This is a genomic window from Streptococcus mitis (genome assembly GCF_001579035.1).
Taxonomy (GTDB): domain Bacteria; phylum Bacillota; class Bacilli; order Lactobacillales; family Streptococcaceae; genus Streptococcus; species Streptococcus mitis_J.
In genome coordinates, this window is sequence record NZ_KQ970287.1 from 74,629 (window position 1) to 77,639 (window position 3,011).

Annotated in this window: 4 protein-coding genes; 1 reads left to right on the plus strand and 3 read right to left on the minus strand. The window is 40.4% G+C overall.

Annotated features, from left to right (window positions below):
- Positions 1-411 (minus strand): sodium-dependent transporter (locus SMIDD26_RS04795; protein WP_167747483.1); only part of this gene is annotated, 411 nt, incomplete at its 3' end.
- A 348-nt stretch (positions 412-759) separates the two neighbouring features.
- Between SMIDD26_RS04795 and SMIDD26_RS04800 the strand changes: the two genes are divergently transcribed.
- Positions 760-1,500: a MerR family transcriptional regulator gene (locus SMIDD26_RS04800; RefSeq protein WP_061439256.1), complete on the plus strand. Its 741-nt coding sequence runs from the start codon at positions 760-762 to the stop codon at positions 1,498-1,500.
- Between the two features lie 41 nt (positions 1,501-1,541).
- Here the strand turns inward: SMIDD26_RS04800 and SMIDD26_RS04805 are convergent, their stop codons facing one another.
- Both SMIDD26_RS04805 and SMIDD26_RS04810 read right to left on the minus strand, forming a co-directional pair.
- A complete protein-coding gene (locus SMIDD26_RS04805) occupies positions 1,542-2,063 on the minus strand; it encodes a DUF1697 domain-containing protein (protein ID WP_061439257.1) in 522 nt (173 codons plus the stop codon).
- Positions 2,064-2,111: 48 nt separating this feature from the next.
- Positions 2,112-3,011 (minus strand): aminoacetone oxidase (locus SMIDD26_RS04810; RefSeq protein ID WP_246746913.1); only part of this gene is annotated, 900 nt, incomplete at its 5' end.

Genomic DNA, 3,011 nt, shown 5'->3' on the forward strand with positions numbered 1-3,011 from the left:
AATATCGGTAAAGAGCTGAGCATAGTCATTGGTAATGCCTAGGTGGAGAGCTTTACCGATAGCGATACCTAAATAAATGAAGACCCATCCTCCAATAACGCTGTAGAAAGATAAGAGGATAAAGAGGGCAAAGGCACCAATCCAACCGATAAAGTTGTACTTGCTATTCTTGCCCAGTTTTCCAAAGGTTTTGATAGCTGAGACACCAGCGCTTCGGCCGAGGGCAAATTCTGCAAGCAAAAGGGGGAAACCGATTAGAATAGTGGAGATGAGAAAGACCAGTAAAAAGCCTCCTCCACCGTTAGCAGCAGTCATGTAGGGGAATTTCCAAACGGCACCAAGTCCGATAGCTGAACCAGCAGATGCTAGGATAAAGCCCAGTTTAGAACCCCATTGCGATTTTTCAGACATAGTTAAACTCCTAAAATTAGTGTTACAAAAGAAAAAGCTACTGCCCTTGGCAAATAGCCTCATAAGTACTCAAAATGAGCGTTTCTTTTGATTGATAGACTTGACTATCCTATCATGTTTTCTAAGGTCTGTCAAGAAAACCATTTTCATGTTATGATAAAGTAAAAAATTTCGCAAAAATGCTTGACTCTGACCTAGGGGGAGGGGTTATACTATCAATGTAATACTCTTCGAAAATCTCTTCAAACCACGTCAGTTTTATCTGCAACCTCAAAGCTGTGCTTTGAGCAACCTGCGGCTAGCTTCCTAGTTTGCTCTTTGATTTTCATTGAGTATAAGGAGGAAATCATGTACCATATAAAAGAAGCTGCCCAGCTTTCGGGCGTCTCTGTCAAGACCCTACGCCACTACGATAAGATAGGACTTTTGGTTCCTTTAAAGTCTGAAAACGGCTATCGAACCTACAGTCAAGAGGATTTGGAGCGACTTCAGGTCATTCTGTATTACAAATATCTAGGTTTTTCTTTAGAAAAAATAGCAGAGCTGTTAAAGGAAGAAAGGACAGATTTATTGCCCCATTTGACTAGGCAGTTGGAGTATTTGACTCGAGAAAGGGAACATCTGGATACCTTGATTTCCACCTTGCAAAAAACCATTCAAGAACAAAAAGGAGAAAGAGAAATGAGCATTCAAGAGAAATTTGCTGGATTTAACTACCAAGACCATCAAAAATACCACCAAGAGGCGGTAGAGAAATATGGACAAGAAGTCATGGACCAAGCGTTAGAGCGCCAAAAAGGTCACGAAGACGAAGCTACGGCTGCCTTCAACCAAGTTTTTCAAGTCTTAGCACAAAATCTTCAAGCTGGTCTGCCTGTAACAGCAACTGAAAACCAAGAAGAAGCTGCTAAGCTCTTGCAAGCTATTCGTACTTATGGATTTGACTGCTCTATTGAGGTATTCGGTCATATCGGTAAAGGCTACGTCTACAACCCAGAGTTTAAGGAAAACATTGATAAATTTGGAACTGGCATTGCCCAGTACACATCAGATGTGATTGCCCACTATGTCCAAACTCAGACAAAATAAAATCGGAGGAGTATTCTTCCGATTTTTACTAAATTCAAGCACTACTTGCTTAATAATTTTTCTACTACATTTAGCTTTCGCATGGTCAAACCTACATTAAAAAGCTTTTCAAGATAGTTGGTATGGAGTTTCTTTTGTTTTGCAGTTCTAGGGAGATAGAGGTAAAGACAATGGTTACCGATACAAATTTCTTCTTCACCGTAATCAATTTTCAATTTTTCTAAAGGGAGACTTTGAATGGATTCTTGATAAAAAATCACGTGTATACGGTCATAAAGATAGTGTTCTCCAAAAGGGTTTTCTTGGACAATGTTTTTAAAAATATCCTTATTCTTAATGATTATTTTGAGATCGGCTCCAATCTTTTTCTTTATTAGAGTATGAACCTGTTCTCGTATTTTTTCTAAGGCTAAGTTACTTTCAAGAATGATATTACCACTTTGAATATAGGTTCGAACTTGTTGAAAACCGGCTTCTGTTAAGATATCTACTAGATAAGACATTTTAGGGATAGCATTTTTTCCATTAGGAGTAACTCCCCTTAACAAGATAATATGTTCCAAAGGACTTCCTTTCTTTTGGGGCTGATTTAGCCATTAAATAATTCAGATTTAGATTGGGTTTGATCCCGCCACCCAACCAGTGCAGAGGGCAGAAGTGATGTTAAAGCCACCAGTGTGGGCATTGATATCTAGTACCTCGCCAGCAAAGTGGAGTCCAGGTACCAGCTTACTTTCAAGGGTTTTAGGGTTGATTTCCTTAAGACTGACGCCACCCTTGGTAACAAATGACTTGGCAAGAGACATTTTACCAGTTACAGGAATTTTGAGAGCCTTGATAGATTGGACAAGCTGGTCACGTTCCTTTTCAGTCAACTGTTTGACTTTTTCAGGATAGTCTTGCACAAAAAATTCTGCCAAGCGTTCTGGAAGCAAAGTTTTTAAAGCGTTTTTCAAGGATTTTTCACGATTTTCTTCTAGGAATGCAGCCAAGTCCTTCTCAGAAAGTTGAGGGAAAACATCCAGTGAGAGAACCTCCCCACCCTTGACAAAGCTAGACATACGCAGGGCAGCAGGGCCAGACAAACCAAAGTGGGTAAAAAGCAGATCGTGAGTGATGACATGTTTTCCATAGCTTAAGGTCACATCGTCTAGTGAAATCCCCTGAAGTGCTTTGTGTGGAAAATCCGTTAATAATGGACTTTCAGCAGCCTCAAGTTCGGTAATGGTGTGTTTAAAATGACGGGCAATCTCATGTCCAAAACCAGTCGAACCAGTAGAAGGATAAGATTTACCACCAGTTGTGACAATGAGTTTCTCACAAGTGAAGCTTTGGTCTGCGGACTTAAGGACAAACTGGTCGTCTATCTTTTTAACCGAAACAATTTCGGTTTGAGTAGCGACTTGACCGCCTAGCTCAGTAATTTTCTTTTCCAAAGCCTCGATTATAGTTCGTGATTTGTCGCTGGCCGGAAAGACGCGCCCGTGGTCTTCGACCTTAAGTTTAACCCC